This is a genomic window from Microbacterium sp. 11MF (assembly GCF_000383475.1).
In the GTDB taxonomy this organism is placed as follows: domain Bacteria; phylum Actinomycetota; class Actinomycetes; order Actinomycetales; family Microbacteriaceae; genus Microbacterium; species Microbacterium aquilitoris.
Genome location: NZ_KB911459.1, coordinates 473,985 through 494,579, shown reverse-complemented (window position 1 = coordinate 494,579; position 20,595 = coordinate 473,985). Strand labels below are relative to the sequence as shown.

20 protein-coding genes are annotated in these 20,595 nt (G+C 71.7%); 15 read left to right on the top strand and 5 right to left on the bottom strand.

The window, feature by feature from the left end:
* Nucleotide 1 precedes the first annotated feature (1 nt).
* Genes H286_RS0102430 through H286_RS0102400 form a run of 6 tightly spaced genes read left to right on the top strand, consistent with a single transcriptional unit; the run spans nucleotide 2 to nucleotide 7,844 of the window.
* Nucleotides 2-1,123 (top strand): carbohydrate ABC transporter permease, encoded by a 1,122-nt coding sequence (locus H286_RS0102430; protein WP_020096975.1) that lies wholly within the window; start codon nucleotides 2-4, stop codon nucleotides 1,121-1,123.
* Nucleotides 1,120-2,034 (top strand): carbohydrate ABC transporter permease, encoded by a 915-nt coding sequence (locus tag H286_RS0102425; protein ID WP_020096974.1) that lies wholly within the window; start codon nucleotides 1,120-1,122, stop codon nucleotides 2,032-2,034. Before H286_RS0102430 ends, H286_RS0102425 begins: the two co-directional genes overlap by 4 nt.
* Entirely contained in the window at nucleotides 2,031-3,935 is a 1,905-nt protein-coding gene (locus tag H286_RS0102420; protein ID WP_020096973.1) for a glycogen debranching N-terminal domain-containing protein, read from the top strand. Before H286_RS0102425 ends, H286_RS0102420 begins: the two co-directional genes overlap by 4 nt.
* A gap of 57 nt (nucleotides 3,936-3,992) precedes the next feature.
* Nucleotides 3,993-5,825, top strand: a complete 1,833-nt coding sequence (nhaA, locus tag H286_RS0102410) for a Na+/H+ antiporter NhaA (RefSeq protein ID WP_020096972.1) — start codon at nucleotides 3,993-3,995, stop codon at nucleotides 5,823-5,825.
* A 10-nt stretch (nucleotides 5,826-5,835) separates the two neighbouring features.
* A complete protein-coding gene (locus tag H286_RS0102405) occupies nucleotides 5,836-7,482 on the top strand; it encodes an FAD-dependent oxidoreductase (RefSeq protein WP_231370871.1) in 1,647 nt (548 codons plus the stop codon).
* Nucleotides 7,483-7,499: 17 nt separating this feature from the next.
* The gene (locus H286_RS0102400) at nucleotides 7,500-7,844 is read left to right on the top strand and encodes a UBP-type zinc finger domain-containing protein (RefSeq protein WP_018188459.1); all 345 of its coding nucleotides are present in this window, start codon (nucleotides 7,500-7,502) and stop codon (nucleotides 7,842-7,844) included.
* A gap of 7 nt (nucleotides 7,845-7,851) precedes the next feature.
* Here the strand turns inward: H286_RS0102400 and H286_RS0102395 are convergent, their stop codons facing one another.
* Both H286_RS0102395 and H286_RS0102390 read right to left on the bottom strand, forming a co-directional pair.
* Complete coding sequence (locus H286_RS0102395; protein WP_020096970.1) at nucleotides 7,852-8,328, bottom strand: YbaK/EbsC family protein; 477 nt, start codon at nucleotides 8,326-8,328, stop codon at nucleotides 7,852-7,854.
* 3 nt (nucleotides 8,329-8,331) lie between these two features.
* On the bottom strand, nucleotides 8,332-9,135 hold the full coding sequence (locus H286_RS0102390) for a methyltransferase domain-containing protein (RefSeq protein ID WP_020096969.1): 804 nt from the start codon (nucleotides 9,133-9,135) through the stop codon (nucleotides 8,332-8,334).
* 109 nt (nucleotides 9,136-9,244) lie between these two features.
* Between H286_RS0102390 and H286_RS0102385 the strand changes: the two genes are divergently transcribed.
* Complete coding sequence (locus H286_RS0102385; protein WP_020096968.1) at nucleotides 9,245-10,318, top strand: Glu/Leu/Phe/Val dehydrogenase family protein; 1,074 nt, start codon at nucleotides 9,245-9,247, stop codon at nucleotides 10,316-10,318.
* Between the two features lie 39 nt (nucleotides 10,319-10,357).
* On the opposite strand, the gene H286_RS0102380 is transcribed toward H286_RS0102385, so the two are convergent.
* Both H286_RS0102380 and H286_RS0102375 read right to left on the bottom strand, forming a co-directional pair.
* On the bottom strand, nucleotides 10,358-11,734 hold the full coding sequence (locus H286_RS0102380; RefSeq protein ID WP_020096967.1) for a hypothetical protein: 1,377 nt from the start codon (nucleotides 11,732-11,734) through the stop codon (nucleotides 10,358-10,360).
* The gene (locus H286_RS0102375; protein WP_018188465.1) at nucleotides 11,731-12,093 is read right to left on the bottom strand and encodes a PadR family transcriptional regulator; all 363 of its coding nucleotides are present in this window, start codon (nucleotides 12,091-12,093) and stop codon (nucleotides 11,731-11,733) included. The genes H286_RS0102380 and H286_RS0102375 overlap by 4 nt, the downstream gene beginning before the upstream one ends.
* Nucleotides 12,094-12,215: 122 nt before the next feature.
* Here H286_RS0102375 and H286_RS0102370 point away from each other — a divergent pair, with 122 nt between their 5' ends.
* The 5 genes from H286_RS0102370 to H286_RS0102350 are packed head-to-tail and all read left to right on the top strand — an operon-like array spanning nucleotide 12,216 to nucleotide 16,805.
* Entirely contained in the window at nucleotides 12,216-12,989 is a 774-nt protein-coding gene (locus tag H286_RS0102370; RefSeq protein ID WP_020096966.1) for an SDR family NAD(P)-dependent oxidoreductase, read from the top strand.
* A gap of 8 nt (nucleotides 12,990-12,997) precedes the next feature.
* Entirely contained in the window at nucleotides 12,998-13,624 is a 627-nt protein-coding gene (locus tag H286_RS0102365; RefSeq protein ID WP_020096965.1) for a TetR/AcrR family transcriptional regulator, read from the top strand.
* Complete coding sequence (locus tag H286_RS0102360) at nucleotides 13,605-14,384, top strand: hypothetical protein (protein WP_020096964.1); 780 nt, start codon at nucleotides 13,605-13,607, stop codon at nucleotides 14,382-14,384. Before H286_RS0102365 ends, H286_RS0102360 begins: the two co-directional genes overlap by 20 nt.
* On the top strand, nucleotides 14,381-15,646 hold the full coding sequence (locus H286_RS0102355; protein ID WP_020665414.1) for an aminotransferase class III-fold pyridoxal phosphate-dependent enzyme: 1,266 nt from the start codon (nucleotides 14,381-14,383) through the stop codon (nucleotides 15,644-15,646). Before H286_RS0102360 ends, H286_RS0102355 begins: the two co-directional genes overlap by 4 nt.
* A 1-nt stretch (nucleotide 15,647) precedes the next feature.
* On the top strand, nucleotides 15,648-16,805 hold the full coding sequence (locus H286_RS0102350; RefSeq protein WP_020096962.1) for an MFS transporter: 1,158 nt from the start codon (nucleotides 15,648-15,650) through the stop codon (nucleotides 16,803-16,805).
* 37 nt (nucleotides 16,806-16,842) lie between these two features.
* Here H286_RS0102350 and H286_RS0102345 read toward each other — a convergent pair whose 3' ends face one another.
* Entirely contained in the window at nucleotides 16,843-17,481 is a 639-nt protein-coding gene (locus H286_RS0102345; protein ID WP_020096961.1) for a TetR/AcrR family transcriptional regulator, read from the bottom strand.
* 46 nt (nucleotides 17,482-17,527) lie between these two features.
* On the opposite strand from H286_RS0102345, the gene H286_RS0102340 reads away from it, so the two are divergent.
* The 3 genes from H286_RS0102340 to H286_RS0102330 are packed head-to-tail and all read left to right on the top strand — an operon-like array spanning nucleotide 17,528 to nucleotide 20,570.
* A complete protein-coding gene (locus H286_RS0102340; protein WP_020096960.1) occupies nucleotides 17,528-18,202 on the top strand; it encodes a class II aldolase/adducin family protein in 675 nt (224 codons plus the stop codon).
* The gene (locus H286_RS0102335; protein ID WP_020096959.1) at nucleotides 18,199-19,011 is read left to right on the top strand and encodes an aminoglycoside phosphotransferase family protein; all 813 of its coding nucleotides are present in this window, start codon (nucleotides 18,199-18,201) and stop codon (nucleotides 19,009-19,011) included. Before H286_RS0102340 ends, H286_RS0102335 begins: the two co-directional genes overlap by 4 nt.
* Entirely contained in the window at nucleotides 19,008-20,570 is a 1,563-nt protein-coding gene (locus tag H286_RS0102330) for a glycerol-3-phosphate dehydrogenase/oxidase (RefSeq protein WP_020096958.1), read from the top strand. The genes H286_RS0102335 and H286_RS0102330 overlap by 4 nt, the downstream gene beginning before the upstream one ends.
* Nucleotides 20,571-20,595 lie beyond the last annotated feature (25 nt).

Sequence of the window (20,595 nt, the reverse complement as noted above, 5' to 3'; positions counted from 1 at the left end):
CATGGCCTCGCCCGTCATCACAGAGCGGGCACCCGAGAAGACCCCTCGCCGCGACCACCGCTCACGCGGTCTGCGTCGCGGCGAGGGTGTCGCCGGGTGGCTGTTCGTCTCTCCCGTCGTCGTGATCCTCGGGGTGTTCCTCTTCCTCCCCGTCCTCATGGCGCTGTGGGTGAGCGTCTCGGACTGGGGCGGCCGTGGCAGCCCCCTCTCGCCGAACGTCAACTTCGTGGGGCTCGACAACTACGGCGAGCTGACCTCGGGCCAGGGGCTCCGCAGCCGCGACTTCGGCACCGCCCTGCGGAACAACGCCTGGTACGTCTTCCTCGTCGTCCCTCTCCAGACGGCGCTGTCGCTGTTCCTCGCGGTGCTCGTCAGTCGCCGGATGATGAAGGCGCGCGGCTTCTTCCGCACCGCCTTCTACTTCCCGTCGGTGACGAGCTCGGTCGCCATCACCGTGCTGTGGATCTTCCTCTTCAGCGCCGCCGGCCCCGTCAACGCGCTCATCGCCGCGGTCACCGGCGGCAAGGGACCGAACTGGTTCAACGACCCCCGCGGCATCGTGCACCTGCTCTTCGGCGTGTTCGGGGTGGATGCCGCGCCCGCCGCGATCTCGCAGCCCGGGTTCCTCGGCCTCTCTGGCTGGGACTGGATCGCCGGACCCTCCGTCGCGATGAGCGCGTTCATCATCATGGCGGTGTTCACGACGAGCGGCACGTTCATGCTCCTGTTCATCGCTGCGCTGCAGAACGTCGGCTACGAGCTGACCGAGGCGGGCATGATGGACGGCGCGAGCGCCTGGCAGCGCTTCTGGCGGATCACGCTCCCCCAGCTGCGCCCGACGCTCTTCACGGTCATCACGCTCGGCCTGATCGGCTGCTGGCAGGTCTTCGACCAGATCTACACCGGCACCAAGGGCCAACCGGGCAAGACCACCATCACCCCCGCCTACCTGTCGTATACGTCGGCGTTCAGCAATCAGGACTGGGGCATCGGCGCGGCCATCGCCTTCATCCTGTTCCTCATCATCATCGCGTTCACGCTGCTCCAGCGGTGGCTCCTGCGGGAGCGCCCCGTCTCGAAGCGCCGCATCCGCGCCTACACGCCGAAGGGGGCGCGGCCGTGACCGACAGTAGAACCCTCGCTCGCACGAAGACGCTCACCGACGAGCCGATCGACCGCGCGCCGCAGCGGAGGCGCCGGCTCACCCCGGCATCCCGTCTCGGACAGATCGCGCTGTACGGGGTCCTCGCCCTGCTCGCCCTCGTCTACATCTATCCGTTCCTCGTGCAGGTGGCGACCTCCTTCAAGAGCGAGCAGGAGGCGGCATCCAACCCCATCTCGTTGATCCCGCAGACCTTCACGACGGCCGCCTACGAGCGGCTGTTCCTGAACAGCGACCTCCCGCTGTGGTTTGCCAACTCGGCGGTGGTCACGATCCTCGTCACGCTCGGACGCGTGTTCTTCGTCTCCCTCGCCGGGTACGCGCTCGCCCGTTTGCGATTCCGCGGGCGCGGTCTGATCTTCGCGCTCGTCGTCGGCGTCATGGCGGTGCCGTCGGTGGTGCTCCTGATCCCGCGCTTCCTCGTGCTCAACCAGCTCGGGATGTACGACTCGTACGCCGGTATGGTCCTGCCGCTGCTCGTCGACGCGGCGGGCGTGTTCATCATGAAGAACTTCTTCGAGTCCATCCCTCCCTCGGTCGAGGAGCAGGCGCGCATCGACGGCGCGGGCACCTTCCGGGTGTTCTGGTCGGTCGTCCTGCCGATGGCGCGACCCGCGCTGATCACGATCGTGATCCTCTCGTTCCAGGGGTCATGGAACGAGCTGACCCACTTCATCGTCTCTGTTCAGGACCCGGGCCTGTTCACCCTGACGCGCGGTGTCGCGAGCCTGTCGTCCGGGCAGCTGAGTCAGGGCACCCAGTATCCGTTGAAGCTCGCCGCCGCGGCGCTCATGACGATCCCCGTCGCCGTGGTCTTCTTCATCTTCCAGAAGCGCATCATGAACACCTCAGAAGGAGCAGTCAAGGGATGACCGCAGGCCTCCAGCCCTTCCTGTCCGACGCCGTCGTCGTCCTCCGCGCGCCCACCCAGGTGTGGTCCCGCGAGGACGGTGAGATCGGCCCCCATTCGCTCGACACCGCGTCGATCGACGGCGTCTTCCACGGCGACACGCGCTTCATCCGCGCGACCCGCGTCCGCTACGGGACGGATGCCGCGACCCACGCGCCCGAGTGGATCTCCCGCTCGGCGGCGTCGGCATCCGATGCGCGCTTCGAGGCGTTGCTGCGACGCCTCGACGACCGCACGCCGGACCCGAAGATCCGACTGACGCGGCGTCGCGTCGTCGCCGACGGGCGGATGAGGGAGGAGTTCACCCTCGTCTCGCATCTGGAGGAGGCGGTGGAGCTCGTGCTCGAGGTCGCGGTGACTCCGGACGCGACGCCGATGCAGGACGTCAAATCCGGCACCGTCGGCGCAGCCCCGGTCGAACGGACCTTCTCGGGCGACGCCGTGGAGGTGAGTTCGGGCGACGCGTCGATGCGCCTGCAGGCGCCGGGCGCCGAGGTGACCGCAGGCGGCGACGACCTCATCCTCACGTGGCGCGTGACCTGCCCGTCGCGGTCGACCGCGACGGTGTCCTGGCTCGTGGACCTCGACGACCCGTCGCTCGTCGTCCGGGGCACGACGCGACAGGTCGACTGGGCGCTCGAGCCCGTCGACGGCGTCGATCCGCGGCTGTTCCGCTGGCTCCGGCAGGCGCTCGACGACCTGGACGCCCTGCGCCTGACTCTGCCCGGCAACGCCGACGAGTTCTTCGCCGCCGGCGCACCGTGGTTCTTCACCCTCTTCGGGCGCGATTCGCTGTGGGCGGCACGCCTGTTCCTCTCCGTCGACCCGGGGATGGCGGCATCCACTCTGCGCGTGCTCGGACGGCTGCAGGGTTCCACCGCCGACCCGGCGACCGCGGAGGAGCCGGGCAAGATCGTCCACGAGCTGCGCGCCGGCACGCTCACGATGCCGGGCGAGGGCATCTCGCTGCCGCCGCTCTACTACGGCACGGTCGACGCGACCCCGCTGTGGATCACGTTGCTCACCGAGGCGCACGAGGCCGGGATGCCGGAGGCTGAGGTGCGCGATCTCCTGCCGACGATGCACGATGCGCTCGACTGGGTGATCGCGTCGGCGAACGCGGACGGCTTCCTCGATTACGTCGACGAGACCGGCCACGGCCTGTCGAATCAAGGGTGGAAGGACTCGGGCGACTCGATCCAGTGGCGCGACGGGTCGCTCGCGGACGGCCCCATCGCACTCTCGGAGGTGCAGGGCTACGCCTACGAGGCCGCGGTCCGCGCCGCGGATCTCCTGGACGCTCTCGAAGAGGGCGGCGCCGAGCGGCTGCGGTCGTGGGCGGCGGACCTCCGCACGCGCTTCCGCGAGCGCTTCTGGGTCGAGACGCCGGAGGGCCGGTACCCGGCGATCGCTCTCGACCGCGACGGTCGGGCGGTCGACACCCTGACCTCGAACGCGGGACACCTGCTGGGCACCGGCATCCTCGATCCCGACGAGGAACGCGCCGTCGCCGATCTGCTCGTCGGCCCGTCCATGGCGTCCGGCTTCGGCCTCCGCACGATGTCGATGGATGCCGGTGGCTACTGGCCGCTCAGCTATCACGGCGGCAGCGTCTGGGCGCATGACACGGCGATCGTCGCGCGCGGCATGGCGCGGGCGGGCCTCACCGACCAGGCACGCGTGCTGGTCGACGGAATGCTCGCCGCCGCCGAGGCGTTCGCCTACCGCATGCCGGAACTCCACGCCGGTGACGCCGCGAGCGACGTCACCGTGCCGGCTCCCTACCCCGCAGCCTGTCGACCGCAGGCGTGGTCGGCGGCAGCCGCCGTCGTCTGTCACGAGATCGCCACGCGGACCGGCTGACAGAACCCCGCCGGTGGGTGGAGACTGACTTCCGACTCGACCCATCCCGGAGGATGCATGCCGCAGAAACTCGCCTCGATCGCGGACCACGTGGGCAGGATGGGCCGCACCCGGATGGGCGCGCTCCTGCTGCTGCTCGCGACCGTCGCCGCCGTCGTGTGGGCGAACATCTCCTCCGAGACCTACGCCGGATTCTGGGACACCCACCTGATGATCGGGCTGGGCGACATCCACCTCGACTTCACGCTGCACGCGCTCGTCAACGACGCGCTGATGGCGATCTTCTTCTTCACCGTCGGGCTCGAGGTGAGGCGGGAGTTCGCGATCGGCGAGCTGACCAGCTGGTCGCGCGCCGTCGTCCCCGTGATCGCCGCCGTCGCCGGACTCGCCCTGCCCGCCCTCCTGTTCGTCCTCATCGCCGGCCCGAGCGGGAACGCGGATGCCTGGGGTGTCGTCATCTCGACCGACACGGCCTTCCTCGTGGGCGCCCTTGCGCTCATCGGGCCGCGCGGGTCGGGACGCCTGCGGGTGTTCCTCCTCGCCCTCGCCGTCGTGGACGACATCGGGGCGCTCAGCATCATCGCCCTCGTCTACACCGAGACGTTCACACCGATGCCGCTCCTGATCGCCGCGGTGGGCCTCGTCGGCGTCTACCTCGTCCGCTACCTGCGCGGCGGACGCGGACCGATCTACGCCACCCTGGCCGTCATCGTGTGGCTCGCATTCCTGGCCTCGGGCGTGCACCCCACCCTCGCCGGCGTCGCGATCGCGCTGCTCGTGCCGGTCTATCGGCCCGACCGCCGCGACGTCGAGCATGCGCTCGAGCTCGCGCGCACGTTCCGGCAGTCGCCGAGCACCGAGTACGCCCGGGCCGCGGCGAACAGCCTGCGCGAGTCGATCTCGATCAACGAACGCCTGCAGACCGCGTACGCGCCGTACGTCGCATACGTCATCCTGCCGCTGTTCGCCCTCGCGAACGCGGGCGTCTCGCTCAGCCCCGACATCCTGGCCGCCGCCGCGACCTCCCCTCTCACGTGGGGCGTCGTGGTCGGTCTCGTCGTCGGAAAGCTCGCGGGCATCTGGGGGTCGACCGCCGTCCTCAAAGCCCTCAAGATCGGCGACTTCGGTCCGGGACTCTCCCTCGACCGCATCGGCGGTGGCGCGGCCCTCGCCGGCATCGGCTTCACCATCTCGCTCTTCATCATCGACCTGGCGATCGAGGACCCCGACGCGCAGAACCAGGCGCGGGTGGGGGTGCTCGCGGCATCCGTCATCGCCCTGGGCCTCGGCGCGCTCCTGTTCCGGATCGCTGACGCCCGGAGCCCCGAGGAGGAGGTCGGACAGACGCTCGTGCGTCCCGTCGACCCGCGCCGGGACCACATCTTCGGGTCCGCCGACGCTCCCTTCGAGATCGTCGAGTACGGCGACTTCCAGTGCGGGTTCTGCCTGAAGGCGTCCGGGTCGATCCAAGAAGTGATGGACGAGCTCGGACCGAACCTCCGCTACGTGTGGCGGCACGCCCCCCTCACTGTGCAGCACCCCAACGCCCTCGCCGGGGCGGAGGCATCGGAGGCGGCGGCGAAGCAAGGCAAGTTCTTCGAGTTCGAGCGGGGGCTGTTCGCCGACCAGGACAACCAGCTGCCGTCCGACATCGTGCGTCTGGCCGCGCGTCTCGGACTCGACGTGCCGAGGTTCGAGCGCGATCTCACCGCGCCCGACGTGGCGAGTCGCGTCCGCGACGACATGTTCGACGCCGAGGCGATGAACATCCATTCGGTGCCGACCTTCTTCGTCAACGGCCGCCGTCACACCGGCCCGTACGACGCGCAGTCGCTCATCCGGGCACTGCAATCGGAATCCGACGCACCGGTCTCGCCCGCGGGTCGATAGGTTGGGCGCCATGGCGCAAGAAAACGCTCCCATGATCATGGACGCGATGATGTCGCCCGACCTCTCCGACGTGCATTGGCGCCGACTAGTGTCGGCCGCCGTCCCGCAGGACGTCGAGGTCGGCGACTACGTCTTCCGCACCGGCGAGGCGGGCTACGACCTGATCTTCGTCGAGTCGGGAGAGGTCGAGATCGTCCGCGACGCGCTCCGCTGGATCGGCGAAGCGGTCATCACGACGGTCGGTCCGGGGCGGTTCGCCGGCGAGCTCGGCATCCTGAACGGTCAGAGCGCGTTCCTGTCGGCCCGGGTGACGAAAGCCGGCCGCGTGCACCGCCTCTCGCGGGCGGCACTCCGCGAGATCATGAGCGAGGACGACGAGCTCTGCGACCTCATCCTGCATGCGCTGTGGGCGCGGCGCGAGTCGCTCCGGACCGGCCCCGCCGCGATGACGCTGAAATTCGTCGGCACGACGACCTCGAACGACTTCCTGTCGCTCCGGCGCTTCGCCGAACGGCTCGACCTCGTCCACAAGGCCGTGGCCCTCGCACCCGGCGACCTCGACACGCTCGACGTGCACGAGGTCGCCGCCGAGGACCTGCCGGTCGCCTACGTCCAGGGCGAGCCGATCCCCCGGGCGACCCCGGGACTCGTCGCGGAACGCCTCGGTCTCAGCTACCGGGCCGAGTCCGATGAGATCGTCGACCTCGTCGTGGTCGGCGGCGGACCGGCCGGACTCGCGGCCGCCATCTACGGCGCCTCCGAGGGGCTGAGCACCGTGCTGCTCGACGCCGTCGCGCCGGGCGGGCAGGCGGCATCCACCTCGCGCATCGAGAACTTCCTCGGGTTCCCCTTCGGCGTGAGCGGCGGCGATCTCATCGGTCAGGCTGTCCTGCAGGCGCTGAAGTTCGGCGTCCGCGTGTACGCACCGTGCGAGGCGGTCGCGCTCGCACAGGTCGGCCCGGACCTGCTCGACGTCACTCTCTCCGACGACCGCGTCATCCGCGCGCGGAGCGCCATCGTCACCTCGGGGGCGGCCTACCGTCGTCTCGCCCTCGACCGGTGGGAGGACTTCGAGCGCTCCGGCGTCTACTACGCCGCGACCCCGCTCGAGCTCCGCCAGGTGCAGAACAAGCCGGTCGTCGTGGTCGGCGGCGCGAACTCCGCCGGGCAGGCCGCGCTCTACCTCGCGGCCCACGGCTCCCCCGTGCACCTCGTCATCCGCGGCACGGACCTCCGCACCCGGATGTCCAGCTACCTCGCCGACCGGCTCGCCGAGGATCCGCGCGTGCGGGTGCACACGGCATCCCAGGTCACCGCCCTCGACGGGAACGGCACCCTGGAGTCCGTCACGATCGACTCCGCCGGGGCCGTCGACGCGCGCGGGCTGTTCTGCTTCATCGGGGCGGACCCGGCGACGTCGTGGCTGCCCGCCATCGACCGCGACACCGACGGCTTCATCCGCACCGGCACCGACGTGGCCGTGCAGCCCATCGCGCAGTGGCGCGACCTCGGGCGCGAGCCGTTCCCGTTCGAGACGTCAGCGCCGCGCGTGTTCGCTGCGGGCGACGTGCGTCGCGGATCGATGAAGCGCGTCGCCGCGGCCGTCGGCGAAGGATCGAGCGCTGTCGCCTCGGTGCACCGCGCCCTGGCCTACTGACCCATCGAGAGGATGAGATGAGCTCCGACATCGACACCAACGTCGCCCCCTCGGGCGCGGGCTGCGCCGAGTGCGATCAGCAGGACGGGTTCTGGGTGCACCTGCGCCGCTGCGCGGCGTGCGGACACGTCGGATGCTGCGACACGTCACCCGGCCAGCACGCCACAGCGCACTTCCGCGAGACCGGGCACCGCCTCGTGCAGAGCTTCGAGCCCGGCGAGGACTGGTTCTGGGACTACGTCGACGAGACCATGTTCACCGGCCCCGAACTCGCCGAGCCCACCAGCCACCCCGCCGATCAGCCCGCTCCCGGCCCGCGCGGCCGGGTGCCCCTGAACTGGCGTGAGCTCATCCACACCTGAGCACGCGTCAGACGACCGAGACGACCCGTCCGCCGGTGAGCCGCACGAGCTCATCGAACGTCATCGGGAAGACGGTGTGCGGGGTGCCACCGGCCGCCCAGATCTCGGGGTAGCCGGCGAGGTCCTCGTCGACGAGCGTCTCGAGGGGAGCCGGATGGCCGGTGGGGGCGACCCCGCCGATGGCCTGGCCCGTCGCCTCGCGCACCTGCTCCGGGGTCGCGCGGCTGATCTTGCCTCGCCCGATCCGTGCGGCGAGGGCTGCGGTGTCGACGCGGTGGGCCCCGCTGGTCATCACCAGCAGCGGCCGCCCGTCGCACTGGAACACGAGGCTGTTCGCGATCGCGCCGACCTCCACGCCCAGGGCGTCGGCCGCGAGCACCGCGGTCGAGGCCGCGTCGGGCAGCACGACGATCTCGCCCGGGATGCCGGCTGCGCGCAGCGCGTCGTGGACGAGGCGACTGCGTGTGCTGAGATTCTCCGTCACCGCTCAGCCCCGCGCGAGGATCTCGCCGTGCGGCATGAGCAGCCAGCCGTCGGGAGCCGCGGCCCACTCGCGCCACCCGGCCGAGATCCGCTCGAGGTCGGCCCGGTCGGCGAGGCCCTGCTCGACGGCGTGTTCGGCGTACGAGGAGTGCAGGGCGCGATCGGCCCACGACCCGCCCCACCACGCGCGCTGCTCGTCGGTCTCGAACAGCCACGTCGACGCGCTCACGGCGACGTCGGTGAACCCCGCCTGGCGGGCCCACGCCTTGAGGCGCCGCCCCGCAGCCGGCTCGCCCCCATTGTTACGACCGATGCGCAGCAGCAGGTCGAGCCACTCGTCGAGCGCGGGGACGTGCGGGTGGATGATGATGCCCGCGTAGTCCACGTCGCGCGCTGCGACGAGGCCGCCCTGCCCGGCGAGGCGACGGAATTCGCGCAGGGCATCGACGGGCCGGCCGAGGTGCTGCAGGAGCTGGTGCGTGTGGACGATGTCGAAGGAGCCGTCCGGGGCGTCGACGGCGTAGGCGTCCGCCGTCTCGAAGGAGACGTTCGTGACGCCTTCGGCGGCGGCGTGGGCCTGCGCCTGTGCGACGACCTCCGCCGAGGAGTCGAGGCCGACGACCCGACCGGGATCGAGCCGGCGCGCGAGGTCGACCGTGATCGTGCCCGGGCCCGATCCGACGTCGAGGAGGGACGCGCCGGTGCGAAGATGCGGCAACAGGTACCCGACCGAATTCTCCGCCGTCCGCCAGCTGTGCGCCCGCAGGACGCTCTCGTGATGGCCGTGGGAATAGCGTTCGGTCTGCATGGGCCACAGCCTAGGCGGCGGCCGATATGCGAGGCAGAATGATGACGGATGCCGCAGATCGGCGGCATTCGCACCGCAGTGCCCACAAGGCCCGTCGACAAGGATCGCGATGACGCATTCTCTGCCCCTGCCCGATTTCACCCACGAGCGCGTGGAGGTGATCACGGGCCGGCGAAGCGGCCTCGTCGTCACCGTCGCCCTGCACTCGTCGACGCTCGGCCCCGCTCTCGGCGGCGCGCGCCTGTGGCGTTACCCGCATTGGTCCGACGCCATGGGCGACGCTCTGCGCCTGTCGGCGGCGATGACGCTGAAGAACGCGACGGCGGGATTGGATGCCGGGGGCGGCAAGTCCGTCATCGCCCTGAGCGAGGCGGACACCCTCGACGACGATCGGCGCCGGGCGGCGTTCCTGGACCTCGGCGACGCCGTCGAGTCGTTCGGCGGCCAGTACCGGACGGCGGAGGACGTGGGATCGACGACCGACGACATGCTCGTCGTCAGCGAGCGCACTGCGCACGTCGTGGGTCTCCCGGATTCGGTGGGCGGATCGGGGGAGCCCGCCGGCCCCACGAGCCGCGGTGTCTACGCGGCGCTCCGCGCGACCCTCGAGCGCGTCGCGGGTTCGCCCGATGTCGCCGGTCGCCGCATCACGATCTCGGGACTCGGCCAGGTCGGCAGTCGCCTCGCCGTCCGGCTGTCGGGTGAGGGCGCGATCCTCACCGTGACCGACGTCAACCCTGCGAAGATGTCGCTCGCCGCCGAGCTCGGCGCGACGTGGGTCGAGCCGGGCACCGAGCACCTCGTGCCCGCCGACGTGTTCGTGCCCGCCGGCATCGGCGGCGTCCTCACTGACGAGGTCATCGACGCCCTCGCGGCGACCGCGGTCTGCGGTCCCGCGAACAACCCGCTCGCCGAACGCTCCGGCGCCGTGCGACTCGCGGATCGCGGCATCCTGTACGCACCCGACTTCGTCGCGAACGCGGGCGGTGTCATCTACCTCGACGTCGAGGCGCGCACGCCCGGGCACCGCGAGGAGATCGCGACCCGCATCGACGGCATCGGCGACACGCTGCGGCGCCTTTTCGACGATGCCGCCGCCCGCGGGGTCACCCCGCTCGAGGCGGCCGAGGCCTACGCGGCCGAGCGCCTGTCGATCGGCGCCCGCGTCCCCGCGAGCGTCTGAGCGCGCGCCCGGGGCCCGCTGCGGCGGGTCCCGGGTCGCTCAGGCCGGAACACCGGGTATCGCCGCCCGCGAGCGTCGACGCCACGGCAGGACCAGGACGACGAGCGCCAGCACGGGAGCCGCGAAGGCGAGCATCGGCGTGAGGGTCAGGCCGAGGACGAGCGTGTAGGCGAGCATGATCCCGAGACCGACGCCGATACGGATGCCGGTGGCGGAGCCGTGTCCCGTGCTCAGCGGCATCCGCACGACCACCCACCAGGCGAGTGCGAGACCGATCGCCGCTGCCGCGCCCACCCACGCGATCGTGAGGGAGCCGTTCCCGTCGGAGACCAGGTAGTCCGTGGCGGTCGCGGCGAACCCCGCAGCGGCGGCGGCCACCGGGATCCAGACATCGCGACCGGCGCGCCGCCGCGAACGGTCCAGCACGACGCCGAGGGCGATCAGAGCGGGGATCATGCTGACGGCGAGGATGACGATGCCCTCCCGCATCGCCACCGTGTCGTCGCCTCGCGCCGTGGGAGACCAGTCGGCTCCGGCGAACGCCCATGCCAGGCCCACCGCACCACCGGCGAGGGCGATGCCGGCGAAGGCGCGGCTGAGAGCGGCCCCACCCGCCGAGGAGCGCGGCGCGCGAGGCGTGGGCGCCGGTGCGCCGACGGCGGGTGCAGCACGTCGCACGCCCCGAACGCGAGGCAGGGCTGCGACGACGAGCACGACGATCGCCACGACCGCCGTGGTCCCGGGCGAGAGGAAGACGAGCGCCCCTGTGACCGGGGCGGCGATGATCGCCACCACGATCGCGAGGACACGGGCCGCAGGTCCGAGCCCCGCTCGCCGGAGGGCGGGGGCGACGAGCAGCGCGAACGCGACCATCGTCAGCAGGACGCCCGCACCGGCGAGCGGCAACGTCATCGCCGCCAAGCCCGTCTGCGGCAGACCGGCGTCCGCCGCATCGAAGCCCTGACTCCATGCGATCCCCCCGAACCCGCTGCAGACGCCGGCGACGGCGAGGCACGCCGTCGCGGTCACCGCGGCTCCGTCCCCGAGGAGCGCAACCGCCCGCAGCAGGGCGACGAGAGCGACACCCGTCAGCGCGGGCGCCACACCGGTCATGACGAAGAGCACCGGCTCATGGATGGCCGGTCCGCCGCCCGTGAAGAACAGCAGGCCGACCTGTCCGACGGCGGTCGCGAGGACGGCGAGAGATGCCGTGATGATGGCCGCCGTGGCGCCGAGCCGCGATCCGAGGCCGTGGATGATCGCGGCTCGCCTCTCGGCGCCGGAGGGACCGGAACGCCCGGTGCGCTCGGCGTCGTCGAGCATCATCGCGACGAGCACGTCGCCGTGATCACGGCGCCACGAGCGCGGATACCAGGCCAGCAGGCGACGGAACGGGCGGTCGTCGAGCCCGCTCACGCGATCGCCGTCCGACCGAAGCCCGGCTGGACTGCGGGCCGGCCTGCGGCGCGCAGCCGCTCCCGCGCCACGCGAGCCTGATGCTCGAGCGCCGCGACCTCCGCCTCGAGCGCCGCACCGCCGGCATCCTGGATCGCGAAATACCGCCGGGCGCGACCACCGACGACCTCCTCGCCGTCGGCTCGGATCAGTCCGTCGCGCTCGAGACGCTCGAGGGCGGCGTAGAGGGTCGTGACCTTCATCGCGGCGCGCCCCGATGAGGCCGCATCCACCTCGCGCAGGATGTCGTAGCCGTGCCGCCGCCCCCCGGCGAGCGCCGTGAGGATCCAGAAGCCAGTGGGGCCGAGAGTCGTCGCCATGAGTCATTCATACTCCATCGGCGGGCATATTCCCATGATTGATTCTTTACGCGGCGTCCGCGCATCGCCATACTGAGTGACCACCCGCACTTGTTCATCTGTACAACTTTCCTGGAGGCCCCATGCCCGGCGTGATCGTCATCACGGGAGCGAGCTCGGGGATCGGTGCCGGCTTCGCCCGGCGCTACGCCGCGCGCGGCCACGACGTCGTCCTCGTCGCCCGCCGCGCCGAGCGCCTCGAATCCCTCGCCGAGGAGCTCCGCGGGCTGCACCGCGTCGAGGCGACCGTGCTCGCCGCCGACCTCGCCGACCCGGCCGCACCGGCCGCGATCGCCGCCGAACTCGCCGAGCGCGGCATCCGTCCCGCAGGTCTCGTCAACAGCGCGGGTTTCGGGACGGCATCCGCTTTCGTCGACGAGGATGCCGCGCGCGTCGCCGCCGAGGTGCAGGTCAACGTCGCAGCCCTCACCCTGCTGACCCGCGAACTGCTCCCGCAGCTGATCGAGGCACGCGGGGTGCTCGTGAACGTGTCGAGCAACGCCGGCCACCAGCCGCTGCCGGGACTCGCGGTGTACGCCGCCACGAAGGCCTACGTCACCTCGCTCACCGAGGCGATCTGGCAGGAGACGCGCGGCACCGGTCTGACCGTCCTCGCCCTCTGCCCCGGTCCGACCGAGACGGAGTTCTTCGCCGCAGCGGGGTCCGAGACGTTCAAGGTCGGCGCGACGAAGACCGTCGACGACGTCCTCGACGAAGCGTTCGACGCGCTGGACTCGTCCCGCCCCTCCCCCGTCCGCACCGTCGGCGCCGCCAATCGCGTGCAGGGCTGGGTGGCGCGCGTCTCGCCGCGGCGCCTCCGCCTGCACGTCGCCGCACGCGCGGTGGGAGGTTCCTGATGCGACGGATGCCTCCCGAAGAGCGCCGCGGCGAACTCATCGCCGCCGCCATCCGCGTCATCGCCCGGCAGGGCGTGGCTGCGGCGACGACCCGAGCCATCACCGCCGAGGCGGGCATGCCGCTCGGCGCGTTCACCTACATCTTCGGCACGCAGGACGAGCTGATGACGGCCGTCATCGACACCGTCATCGAACAGGAGCGCTTCGCCGCCGAGTCCCGCGCGATCGACCCGACGTCCCTGGCATCGGCGATCCGCTCGGGCCTCGAGGGCTACATCGACATGCTCGAGCACGACCCGGCCGACGAGATCGCCCTGCTCGAGCTGGCCCTCGTCGCCCGCCGGCGCGACCCGCAGGGGCAGATGCGCGCGCAGTGGCAGACGTACTTCCGTGCCGCCGAGCAGATGCTGACCTACGCGGCCGAGATCACCGGCAACCGGTGGACCGAGCCGGTCGCCGACCTCGCCCGCCACCTCGTCGTCGTCGTCGACGGGATCACGACGACGTGGCTGGCGGACGGTGATTCGGATTCCGCGCGTCGCACGGCATCGTTCGCCGCCGCCGCGTTCGCCGCGGCATCCGCCCCGCTCGGGGCACCGACCGAAGGGAGTCCCCGTGCTGACGGAGATCGATGAGCGCGTCCTCGCGGCCGTGAACCTGCACGCCGTCCTCGGCGCTCTGCCGAAGCTGTCCGAGGTCGCGCCCGACGCGTCGCGCCTGGTCGCCGGACTGGCGCAGCCGGTGCGTCTGACCGCTCGGGTGATCGGCGGCGAGTCCATGAGCCTCGTCTTCGCTCGGGACGGCATCCGCGCGGCGGCGGGCGACCATGGCGGCACGACGAGAGCGACCCTCGTGTTCCGCTCCCCCGCGCACCTGAACGCCGTGCTCGACGGCACGGGGTCGCCGCTGCCGATCGCCGGGCCTGCCGGCATCCGCTTCCTCACGCAGGTGTTCACCCCGATCAGCGACCTGCTCGGCCGATACCTTCGCCCGAGCGACGCCGACCTCGCCGACCCGGCCTTCAGCGATGCGCACCGGGTGCTGCTCCTCGAGGTCGCCGTGGGAGCCATCGCGATCGTCGCGAACCGCGACCGCTCCGGCCGCTTCAGCGCGGGCCAGATGACCGACGGCGACCTCGACATCACCGTCGGCGACGCGCTCCGCCACCGCTTGCGGGTGCAGGAGCACCGGCTGTCTCGCGTTCCGGTGACGGATGCCGCGCCCCGCGCCGTCTTCCGGTTCGCAGACCTGCAGACCGCCGGCGACGTCCTCGCGGGCCGGGAGAGCGCGCTCGCGTGCGTCGGTGACGGGCGCATCGCCATCCGCGGCTACATCCCCCTCGTCGACAACACGAGCCGCATCCTCGACCGCGTCGGCCACTACCTCGGAAAGTGAGCTCCCCCGTGTACACCTTCGACAAGAGCCTCGCCGCCTTCCGCCGCGCGCAGCGGGTGATCCCCGGCGGCATCCCGGGGCACCTCGGTCCCACCGAGGGACTGCACCTTCCGAACGAGGGCTTCCCGAAGTTCGCCGCCCGCGCCGAGGGCACACGGTTCTGGGACCTCGACGGCAACGAGTTCATCGACTGGATGTGCGCCTACGGGCCGAACGTCCTCGGCTACAACGATCCCGACGTCGCCGCCGCCGCTCAGGCGCAGGCGAAGAAGGAGGACGTCGTCTCGCTGCCGTCGACCGTCATGATCGACTTCGCCGAGCTGCTGGTCGACCAGGTCGCCAGCGCGGACTGGGCGATGTTCGCCAAGAACGGCGGCGACACGACGACGCTCGCGATCATGACCGCCCGCGCCGCGACGCTGCGCAAGAAGGTGGTCTTCGTGAAGGGGTTCTACCACGGGGTCGCGCCGTGGACGCAGAAGCTCGACTACCCCGGCGTCCTCGAGGAGGACGTCGCGAACAACCTCTACGTGCCGTGGAACGACCTCGACGCGCTCCGGGCGCTGCTCTCCGAGAACCGCGGGCAGGTCGCGGCTCTCATCTCGACGCCGTACATGCACGGCAACTTCGTCGACAACCAGCTTCCCGCCGACGGGTACTGGCAGGCCGTGCGGAAGCTCTGCGACGAGCACGGCGTCGTCCTGATCATCGACGACGTGCGCGCCGGCTTCCGCCTCGACCTCGCCGGCAGCGACCACTACTTCGGCTTCGAGGCCGACCTGATCTGCTTCTGCAAGGCGCTCGCGAACGGCTACAACGTCTCGGCGCTCCTCGGCCGCGAGTCCTTGAAGGAGGCGGTGAGCTCGATCACCTACACGGGCAGCTACTGGATGAGCGCCGTGCCATTCGCGGCCGGCATCGCGACGCAGAAGAAGCTCCGCGCGCTCGACGCCCCCGCGCTGTTCGAGCGCCTGGGCCGACGGCTGACCGACGGCCTCACCGAGGCGGCCTCCGACGCGGGTTACACGCTCGTGGCCTCGGGCGCACCCGCCCTCTTCTACCTGCGGGTGGCCGATCCGGCGGACTCGCTCATGCTGCATCAGGACTGGATCGCCGAGTGCGTGCGCCGCGGCGCGTACCTCACCTCGCACCACAATCACTTCCTCAACGCCGCGGTCACCGAGGCCGACGTCGACCGCACGGTCGAGATCGCCGCCGACGCCTTCGCCGCCCTCCGGATGCGCCACCCCGCGGCGGTGTGAGGTGACCGCCACGACGGCACCATCCGCGACGACACCCCGCACCGTCGCCGCGACAGCCGCGGTGTACGGCCTGCAGGGTCTCGGATACTCCGTCATCGTGACGGCGCTCCCCGCCTTCCAGGAACGCACCGGACTGGATGCCACGGGCATCGCGGCGATCCTGCTGGGAGTCTGCGTGGCCGCGGCACTCGGCTCGCTCGTCGCCGACGCGATCGCCCGGCGTGCCAGCAGCCGTCGGGGAGTCGTCGTGGGCCTGTCGCTGCAGGCGGTGGGACTGGTCGCCACGGCGTTCTCGCCGGGAACCGCGATGCTCGCGGCATCCGTGCTGCTCTACGGCCTGGGGCTGGGGCTGATCGACGCGTCCTCGAACATGCAGGGCGTCCTCGCCCAGCGCGGGCGCGCGACCCCGCTGCTCGGACGCTTCTTCGCGACCCTCACGGCCGGGTCGATCGTCGGCGCGCTCGGGATGGCGGGGATCCTCGCCTCCGGGGCGCCCGCGGTCGCCGCGCTGGTCGCCGCCGCCGCCCTGCAGATCGCGTTCGTCGCCTTCGGGGCGCGTCTGCTCAGCCGCGAGCGCGCGGCGCGGAGCGCGGAATGGAGCGGCCCCCGAGGTCCCAGGCTCGACGGACGCGCGATCACCGTCGTCGGACTCGTCATCCTCGCCGCGTACACGGTCGACTCGGCGGTGAGCTCGTGGGGCTCGATCCACCTCGAGTCGATCGGCGCCGCCGTCGCGCTCGCCCCCGTCGGCCTCGCGGCCTACCAGGGCGGCGTGCTCATCGCGCGGATGGTGACGGATGCCGTCGTCCGCCGCATCGGTCGCGCCCGTCTGCTCGCCATCGGCCTCGTCCTCGGCGTCGCCGGTGCGGTCGTCGTGGCCGCGGTCCCCTCGCCGGTCGTCACGATCATCGCCTTCGCGGTGAGCGGTCTCGCCGTCGGAGCGCTGGTCCCCATCGCGTTCGGGCTGGCCGGGTCCATCGATCCAGCGCGCAGCGACGAGGTCATCGCACGGGTCAACCTCTTCAACTACGCGGGCGCCGTCCTCGGGGCGGTCGGCGTCGGGGTGCTCACCGACGTCACCGGCTCGGGGATCGCGTTCCTCCTGCCCGCGCTCCTGCTCGTCGCGGCCGTCCCGGCGTGGCGTCGGACCGCCGGCTGAGCAGCTGAGGTGCCCGGCGCTTCACGCACCCCGCTCTTCAGGTACCCAGCGAGGCGCGGAGCGCGCGTTCGAGCTCGGCGAGCAGCACGGCCCGCTCCGGCTCGGGCGCGGCGAAGGCGTCGTGCAGCACGGCGTCGGCCGACGCGAACGCTACCCGGGCGACGGCCGCGCCACGCTCGTCGTCCACGCCGTCGAGCACACCCGCTTCGCGCAGCAGCGTGTGGACGCGATCGGCCATCGCCCGCTTGTGGCGGCGACGCGCGGCATCGGCCTCGGCGGAGATCGCGACCGTGCCGAGCGACCTGGCGGACTGCTCGTCCTGGTAGACGGCGACGACGGCACGGAGCACGCTGCCGACGGGGTCCTCGCCGCGCGGGTCGCTGCGGAGACGCTCGATCGCGTCGTCGAGCAGGCGCTCGAGGCGGTCGTGGTACCGAGAGACGATGGCGGCGAGGATCGCCTCACGGTCGGGCAGGTACTGGTACAGCGCCCCCACGCTGACCCTGGCCTCGGCCGCGACGCGCGGCAGCGTGATGACGTCGACGCCCTCTCGCAGCACGATGTCCTCGGCGGCGGCGATCGCCTGCGCGAGCTTCTGGCGCGACCGCTGCTGCGTCGGGGTCCGGCGCAGGCCGAGGGCGGCCCAGTCCTGAGGGGTGTCGTCCGTGGTGTCCATGAAATCAAACTTGACTTTGGTTAGGGGTGGCGGCAACGTTAGCAGCATGACGATGACGTCGCACCATCACGATCTCCGCGCGTCTGTGGCCGCGGCATCCCGCGCTCTCGCCGGTCACGGCCTGCTCATCGGCACCGCCGGCAACGTCAGCGCCCGGGCGGGCGACGTCGTGGCCGTCACGGCGACCGGCGTCGTCCTGGGTAAGGCGACCGCCGATGACGTGACCGTCGTCGATCTGGGCGGTGCCGTGGTCGAGGGAACGCTCGCCCCGACGTCCGAGCTCGCCCTCCATCTCGGGGTCCTGCGCGCCGCTCCGGCCGAGAAGGTGTCGGCGGTCGTCCACACGCACGCGCCGAACGCGACGGCGCTCTCGCTCGTCCTGGACGAGCTGCCGGTCGTGCACTACCAGCAACTCGTCCTGGGAGGATCCCTCCGCGTCGCCCCGTTCCACGCGTTCGGGACGCCCGACCTGGCCGCCGCCGTCGGCGCGGCCCTCGACGGCCGTCTCGCAGCTCTCATGGCGAACCACGGCACGGTCGCGCTCGGCGCCGACCTCACGGCCGCCGTCGAGAACGCGCTGCTGGTCGAGTGGCTCGCGGAGCTCTACCTGCGCGCCGCGAGCGTCGGCACGCCGCGGGCACTCGACCCCGCACAGCAGCAGGAGGTCGTCGCGCACGCGATGCGCCTCGGGTACGGAACCACGAAGCCGGTGTCGGCGTGACCGCGGTCGGCGAGCTCGTGGCGCACGGACGTTCCGCTGACGTCCACTCCCTGACGACGGCCACCGTCGTGAAGGTCTTCCACGACGACTGGCCCGATGAGGCGATCGGCCGCGAGGTCGAGGACGCCACGGCCGCGTTCGACCTCGGCCTCACCCCCATCCGCTGCCACGGCAGAGCGGATGCCGACGGCCGGCGCGCGGTCGTCTTCGACCGCATCGAGGGGGTCGCCCTGACCACCGTCGCCGAGAAGAGCCCGTTGCGAATGGGGCGCGTCGCCCGCGCGCTGGCGCAGGAGCACGCGCGCATCCACCGGGTCGCGAGCGACCGCTTCCCCGACGTGCGCGACGTCGCGGCGGACCTCGTCGGGACTGCGCCCTTCGCCGGTCTCACCGCGCGCGAGCGCTTAGCGCTCCTCGATCACCTCGCGTCGCTCCCCGGCGGCGAGAGCGTCCTGCACCTCGACTTCCACCCGATGAACGTGTTCCGACACGGCGGCGGCATCGCGACGATCGACTGGCAGTCCACCGCCTGCGGTGATCCCGCGGCCGACGTCGCGATGACCCGGCTGCTGTTCACCGAGGCCGAGCTGTTCCCGGGGGCGACCAGGGCGCAGCTGCTCGTCTACGGGGCGGCGCGCGGGGCGATGGGACGCATGTACCTGAAGGAGTACCTCGACGTGACGGGAATGACGACGGCGCGCCTCGACCGGTGGGCGACGGCCGCGCGGGTGCTGCGGCTGGGAATGCTCGACATCCCGAGCGAGCGAGAGCGCCTCCTGCGCGGCATCCGGTCGGTGATCGCCCGATGACGACGACGGTCCGGCGTTCCCTGCCCGCCGAGGGTGAGGTCGTCGACGTCCTCGTCGTCGGCGGCGGCATCACCGGAGCGGCGATCGCCTACGAGGCCGCGAGTCGCGGGCTGTCGGTCGCGCTCGTCGAGAAGGGCGACTTCGGCGCCGCGACCTCGGCCGCGACGGGAAAGCTCATCCACGGCGGTCTCCGCTACCTGAAGAACCTCGAAGTGGGTCTCGTCCGTGAGTCCCTCGCCGAGCGGCGCACCCTGTCGCGCATCGCTCCGGGGCTCGTCTCCCCCATCGCGATGGTCCTCCCCGACCCGGGGCTCATCGAGCACGTCGGCCTCACGGCGTACGACGTGCTGTCGTTCGATCGCAACCGCGTACCGGCGAGCCACCGCATCCCCCGTCATCGGAGCCTGAGCCGCGAAGAGCTGCGCCTGCGCGGGCTGGGGCATCTCGAGCACGGGATCCTCTTCCACGACGCGATGATGCTCTCGCCCGAACGGTTGACGTTCGCATTCGTGCGGTCCGCCGTCGCGCATGGCGCAAGGGTCGCGAACCACGTGCAGGCCGATGGCCTGATCTCCGCGGCCGGACGCGTTCGCGGGGCCCGCGTGACCGACCTCGTGACCGGCACGGCACACGAGGTGCGGGCCCGCGTGACGGTGAACGCGAGCGGACCGTGGGCGTACGACGTGCTCGCCGCCGAGGGCCTGCTGCAGCGCGCTGCCGGCCCCCGCCCCGAAGTGCGGTCAGAGGGCATCTACCTGATCACGAGGCCGATCACCGAGACCATGGTGCTGACCGTGTCGTCGGGCGGTCACTTCAGCTTCGCACCGTGGCGCGGGCGGACGCTCATCGGTCCGACCGAGACGCCCTACACCGGCGATGTCTCGGACTGGCGGCTGACGCGGGAATCGATCGAACGCTTCCTCAGCGAGATCAACGCCGCAGGTCGCCTGCCGGTGGAACTGTCGATGTCGGACGTCGTCGCCGCGTACGGCGGCCTCCGGCCGCTCACCGAGACGAGCGGGACCGACACCTACCGCGCCTCGCGCGCGTCAGAGCTCGTCGACCACGCCAAGGACGGCGTCCCCGGCATCGTCACCGCGACCGGCGGCAAGTACACGACGGCGCGCGCGTTCGCCGAGAAGGTCGTCCCCGCGCTCGCACGATCGATCGGCCGCGTCGCCGCGCCGAGCCGCACCGCCGACGTGCCGCTCGACGGCGCGGACCTCGCCGACACGGGGACGGCCGACCTGATCGACCGGCTGTACGGATCGGATGCCGGTGCCCTCCGGGCCGTGGCATCCGAGTCCGACGTCCTCTCACGCGAGGCGACGGATGACGGTGAACTGCTCGCCGGTGTCGCGTTCGCGGCCCGACACGAGGCCGCCGTGCACCTCACCGACATCCTGCTGAACCGCACCGGCATCGGCCGCCGCGGCGACCCCGGCGACGAGGTCCTGTCGGCGGCGGCGGATGTCGCAGGCACCGAGCTCGATTGGTCGCCGGAGCGCCGTGCGACCGAGCTCGACGACGCGCGCGCCGCAGTCGCACTCCCCCGATAACGGCGAAAGACCCCCGCGAACGGGG

Coding starts and splice junctions, on each gene's coding strand:
- H286_RS0102430 (WP_020096975.1), top strand. CDS start 2: ATGGCCTCGCCCGTCATCACAGAGCGGGCACCCGAGAAGACCCCTCGC.
- H286_RS0102420 (WP_020096973.1), top strand. CDS start 2,031: ATGACCGCAGGCCTCCAGCCCTTCCTGTCCGACGCCGTCGTCGTCCTC.
- nhaA (WP_020096972.1), top strand. CDS start 3,993: ATGCCGCAGAAACTCGCCTCGATCGCGGACCACGTGGGCAGGATGGGC.
- H286_RS0102405 (WP_231370871.1), top strand. CDS start 5,836: ATGGCGCAAGAAAACGCTCCCATGATCATGGACGCGATGATGTCGCCC.
- H286_RS0102400 (WP_018188459.1), top strand. CDS start 7,500: ATGAGCTCCGACATCGACACCAACGTCGCCCCCTCGGGCGCGGGCTGC.
- H286_RS0102390 (WP_020096969.1), bottom strand. CDS start 9,135: ATGCAGACCGAACGCTATTCCCACGGCCATCACGAGAGCGTCCTGCGG.
- H286_RS0102385 (WP_020096968.1), top strand. CDS start 9,245: ATGACGCATTCTCTGCCCCTGCCCGATTTCACCCACGAGCGCGTGGAG.
- H286_RS0102375 (WP_018188465.1), bottom strand. CDS start 12,093: ATGGCGACGACTCTCGGCCCCACTGGCTTCTGGATCCTCACGGCGCTC.
- H286_RS0102370 (WP_020096966.1), top strand. CDS start 12,216: ATGCCCGGCGTGATCGTCATCACGGGAGCGAGCTCGGGGATCGGTGCC.
- H286_RS0102365 (WP_020096965.1), top strand. CDS start 12,998: ATGCCTCCCGAAGAGCGCCGCGGCGAACTCATCGCCGCCGCCATCCGC.
- H286_RS0102345 (WP_020096961.1), bottom strand. CDS start 17,481: ATGGACACCACGGACGACACCCCTCAGGACTGGGCCGCCCTCGGCCTG.
- H286_RS0102340 (WP_020096960.1), top strand. CDS start 17,528: ATGACGATGACGTCGCACCATCACGATCTCCGCGCGTCTGTGGCCGCG.
- H286_RS0102330 (WP_020096958.1), top strand. CDS start 19,008: ATGACGACGACGGTCCGGCGTTCCCTGCCCGCCGAGGGTGAGGTCGTC.